The organism is Streptomyces sp. NPDC038280, assembly GCF_055600045.1.
In genome coordinates, this window is the sequence record NZ_JBVJYZ010000038.1 from 1 (window position 1) to 3,938 (window position 3,938).

Sequence of the window (3,938 nt, forward strand, 5' to 3'; positions counted from 1 at the left end):
CCGATCTGTGCGCTGCAGGCGGCGATGGACGGCTACCAGGTGGCCACGCTGGACGATGTGGTGGAGAGCGCGGACATCTTCATCACGACGACGGGCAACAAGGACATCATCATGGCGTCGGACATGGCGCGGATGAAGCACCAGGCGATCGTGGGCAACATCGGTCACTTCGACAACGAGATCGACATGGCCGGTCTGGCGCAGGTGCCGGGCATCGTGAAGGACGAGGTGAAGCCGCAGGTCCACACGTGGACGTTCCCGGACGGCAAGGTGCTCATCGTGCTGTCGGAGGGTCGTCTGCTGAATCTGGGCAACGCCACGGGGCATCCGTCGTTCGTGATGTCCAACTCGTTCGCGGACCAGACGCTGGCGCAGATCGAGCTGTTCACGAAGCCGCAGGAGTACCCGACCGACGTGTATGTGCTGCCCAAGCACCTGGACGAGAAGGTGGCCCGGCTGCACCTGGACGCGCTGGGCGTGAAGCTCACGACGCTGCGTCCGGAGCAGGCGGCGTACATCGGCGTCGACGTCGAGGGCCCCTACAAGCCCGACCACTACCGCTACTGACGACGCCGGCGCGCTGACGTGCGTCCGTAGCAGCAGTAGTACGCACCAGGCAGGCCCCCGCACCCCCGTGTCGGGGGCCTGCCTTGTACGCCCGCCCCCCGAGAACCGGCCCCGGCCTTCGAGGCCGCCGACCCTCAGGACTCAGCCTTCACCCAGCCACCCGGTCCGATCATCCCCGGTCCGATCGACCCGGTCCGGTCCCACCCCGGCCGGTGACCGACAGCGCCTCACACACCCCGACGCTCCGAAGCACCCGAGGACCCATGCCCCGCGGCCGTTATTCGCTCCATGATCCGCACGATCACACCCCCCTCGGCGAAGAGCACTTCCACTGCGCGCCCGGCCCCTCCGGCTGGCGCTACGTCTCCCAGATCACCACCCCCTCCGGCGACCACTCGGGCTCCGTCGACCTGGCCCTCGACGAACTCGGCCGCCCCATCCGTCTCGAACTGCACGCGGCGAGCTGGCAGGTCCGCGGCGCCGCGCTCGACGGCGTCACCTGGGTCCGTACAGACCCCACCGGAAACCACGCCACAGAAGGCAATGTGCGCGCCCACGCCTTCACCGGCACCTCCCCGGCGTTCCTCGTCGCCACATCCCGCTTGCTTCGCCTCACCCCCGGTTCCCCCGCGACCCGCGTCCGGCTCGTCGCTTTCACGGACCCGGTCCTCGCCCCCCTCACCGTCGACCAGTCCTGGGCCCTGATGAAGAGTGAAGCGCACACCACTGACAACGGCCCCCTGATGGTGGACGAATACCAGGTCAGCGCCCTCGACACCGGCGAACAGCACACGGTCCACATCGCCGGGGACGTCGTCCTCTCGGCGCCCGGCATCGAACTCGAAGCCCTCGAGACCCCGCCCTCGGTCTTCCCATGACCACGGGCGGCCCCCGCCCCTCCGGATCTCGGGAGCGGCTAGGCCGGGGGCGCGAATCCCGTAGCCGGCGGCCGGGGCGCCTGCGCCCCAGCACCGGCAGGCTCAGCAGGCGCGACCCCGGAAACCGAAGGCGTCGTCACCTCCGAGCCCGCCCCGGACCACGCCGCCTCAGGCCTACTCCCACCGCCACCATTCCCCGGCTCAGCGAACTCCCGGGCACCCGCGCCACGCGCCGCCGGCTCGGCGAACTCCCGGGCAACCGCCCCACGCGCCGCGTCCCGCGCCGCCGCCTCGCCGAAGGCCCGCCGCGCCTCCCGCGCCTGCCGCTCGTTCATCACACCCGCGAGATACGCGGCCGCCGGCACGCCCGCCGGAGCGGGGGCCCCGGTCCTCGCCACCACCTCGTCGGCCAGCCGCTCGGCCAGGCCCCGCCCCACCCCGGCGTCCAGCTGGCCCATCCGCGTCAGGTACTGACGTATCGCGAGCCAGAGATCGTCCGGCACCGCCGACAGATCCAGCTCCGAAAACCGCCCCACCAGCCACGGCGGCGGCGGAGGAACCACCGCCGTCCGCGCCGCCGCGACCCGCTCACGTACGACCAGCGTCCCCGCGAACACATCACCGATCCGCCGCCCACGCGCCGACACCAGGGAAGCGATGCAGGCGACGACCCCCAAGGTCAGAAGGATCTCCACCACCCCCATCGCCCCGCGCACCAGCGCATGGCGGAACCGGATCGGCCCGCCGTCGTCCCGCACCACCCGCAGCCCACAGGCCAGCTTCCCGAGCGAGCGCCCGTGCGTCAGCGTCTCCACCGCGATCGGCGCCCCGACGAGCACCAGCAGGAAGGACGCCACCCGGATCGCCGCCTGAGCGGCCTCGTCCAGCGACGCGGTGGCCAGCGTCAGCCCTATGGCTATGAGCAGGTACACGGCCCACACCACGACGAGATCGATGAGGAGTGCCAGAGCGCGGCTGGGCAGCCTGGCCGGCGGCAACCCCAGTACGACCGCGTCCCCCGTGACAACCCCGCTCATGGCGCCCACCCTTCTTCGACCTTCCCGACCCCTCCGAACGCCAGTCTGCCAAGCTGATCGCCAGCGCGCCGCAGTAGTACGAACCCGTACGCACCCAGTGCCTGGAGCAGCAGCCGATCATGGACCTCGACGTCTACGTCACCGCCCACCGCGCCGAGTGGGACCGCCTCGACCATCTCCTGCGCCGCGGCCGCCACCTCACGGGCGCCGAGGCCGACGAGCTCGTCGCCCTGTACCAGCGCACGGCGACCCACCTGTCCCTGATCCAGTCCAGCGCCCCGGACCCCGCGCTCACGGCCCGCCTCACTCAACTCGTCGCCCGCGCGCGTGCCACCGTCACCGGCACCCGCCGCGCCTCCTGGCGGGACGCCGTCCGCTTCCTGACGGCCGGCTTCCCCGCCGCCGTGTACCGCTCACGCCGCTGGTGGATCCCCACGGCCGTCCTCTCCACCGTCATCGCCGCGATCATCGGCTGGTGGATCGGTACGCACCCCGAGGTGCAGTCCGCGATCGGCGCCCCGGGGGAACTCCGCGACATGACCCGCCCCGGAGGCCAGTACGAGACGTACTACTCCAGCCACCCGGCAGCCTCCTTCGCCGCACAGGTCTGGACGAACAACGCCCAGGCCGCCGCCATGTGCCTGGTCCTCGGCGCCTTCCTGTGCGTCCCGGTGATCTGGATCCTCTTCCTCAACATGCTGAACCTGGGCGTCGGCATCGGGCTGATGTCCGCGGCCGGCCGCCTCGACACCTTCCTCGGCCTCGTCCTCCCGCACGGCCTGCTCGAACTGACCGCCGTCTTCGTAGCCGCGGGCACGGGCCTCCGCCTCGGCTGGACCGTCATCGACCCCGGCCCGCGAACCCGCCGGGCGGCCCTCGCCCAGCAAGGCCGAGCGGCCGTGGGCATGGCCATAGGCCTGGCTCTGGTCCTCTTCGTCGCCGGCCTGATCGAAGGCTTCGTGACCCCGTCGAGCCTGCCCACCTGGGCCCGCATCACCATCGGCATCGTCGTTGAACTGGCATTCCTGGCGTACGTCTACGTCCTGGGCGGACGCGCGGCCCGAGCGGGCCACACGGGTGACATCGACGCGACCGACCGCAGCGCCGAACTGCCGACCGCCGCCTGATGTGCGTACGACCCCCCTGACCTGCTAGTCTCCTCTTCGCCCGCCGGGACCGTTGACACGGGACCGATGGGGAGGTAGATTTTACGGGTTGCCTGGACTGGACACGGTCCGGCCGAGCAGCTAATATCTCTCTCGCTCCGTTCGGGAATTCGATTTCCCAGGAGCCATCCCGATTCCTTATTCGAATCAAGAAGCCGATTAGCTCGGCGGAAATGATTCTGATAGAGTCGGAATCGCCGGAAAGGGAAACGCGAAAGCGAAGAACTGGAAGGCAAGCCCCGCTCCGACGGGGAATCGGACACGAAAGAGTCTGATAGAGTCGGAAACAC

General features: G+C 70.3%; 4 protein-coding genes. 3 read left to right on the forward strand and 1 reads right to left on the reverse strand.

Translation table 11 applies throughout. The annotated features are described in order from the left end of the window. Positions 1–567, forward strand: a 567-nt coding sequence (locus tag ACZ7J0_RS33660) for an adenosylhomocysteinase (RefSeq protein ID WP_470893876.1), incomplete at its 5' end; no start/stop codon positions are given. 263 nt (positions 568–830) lie between these two features. Beyond that, complete coding sequence (locus tag ACZ7J0_RS33665) at positions 831–1,445, forward strand: hypothetical protein (RefSeq protein ID WP_470893878.1); 615 nt, start codon at positions 831–833, stop codon at positions 1,443–1,445. Between the two features lie 38 nt (positions 1,446–1,483). Here ACZ7J0_RS33665 and ACZ7J0_RS33670 read toward each other — a convergent pair whose 3' ends face one another. Further along, positions 1,484–2,482, reverse strand: a complete 999-nt coding sequence (locus ACZ7J0_RS33670; protein WP_470893880.1) for an RDD family protein — start codon at positions 2,480–2,482, stop codon at positions 1,484–1,486. Positions 2,483–2,601: 119 nt separating this feature from the next. Here ACZ7J0_RS33670 and ACZ7J0_RS33675 point away from each other — a divergent pair, with 119 nt between their 5' ends. Continuing rightward, positions 2,602–3,609, forward strand: coding sequence for a stage II sporulation protein M (locus ACZ7J0_RS33675; protein WP_470893881.1), 1,008 nt, complete (start codon positions 2,602–2,604; stop codon positions 3,607–3,609). Positions 3,610–3,938 lie beyond the last annotated feature (329 nt).

What these genes read in the sequence shown, in the direction of transcription:
- ACZ7J0_RS33665 (WP_470893878.1), top strand. Translation starts at nt 831, where the DNA reads ATGCCCCGCGGCCGTTATTCGCTCCATGATCCGCACGATCACACCCCC.
- ACZ7J0_RS33670 (WP_470893880.1), bottom strand. Translation starts at nt 2,482, where the DNA reads ATGAGCGGGGTTGTCACGGGGGACGCGGTCGTACTGGGGTTGCCGCCG.
- ACZ7J0_RS33675 (WP_470893881.1), top strand. Translation starts at nt 2,602, where the DNA reads ATGGACCTCGACGTCTACGTCACCGCCCACCGCGCCGAGTGGGACCGC.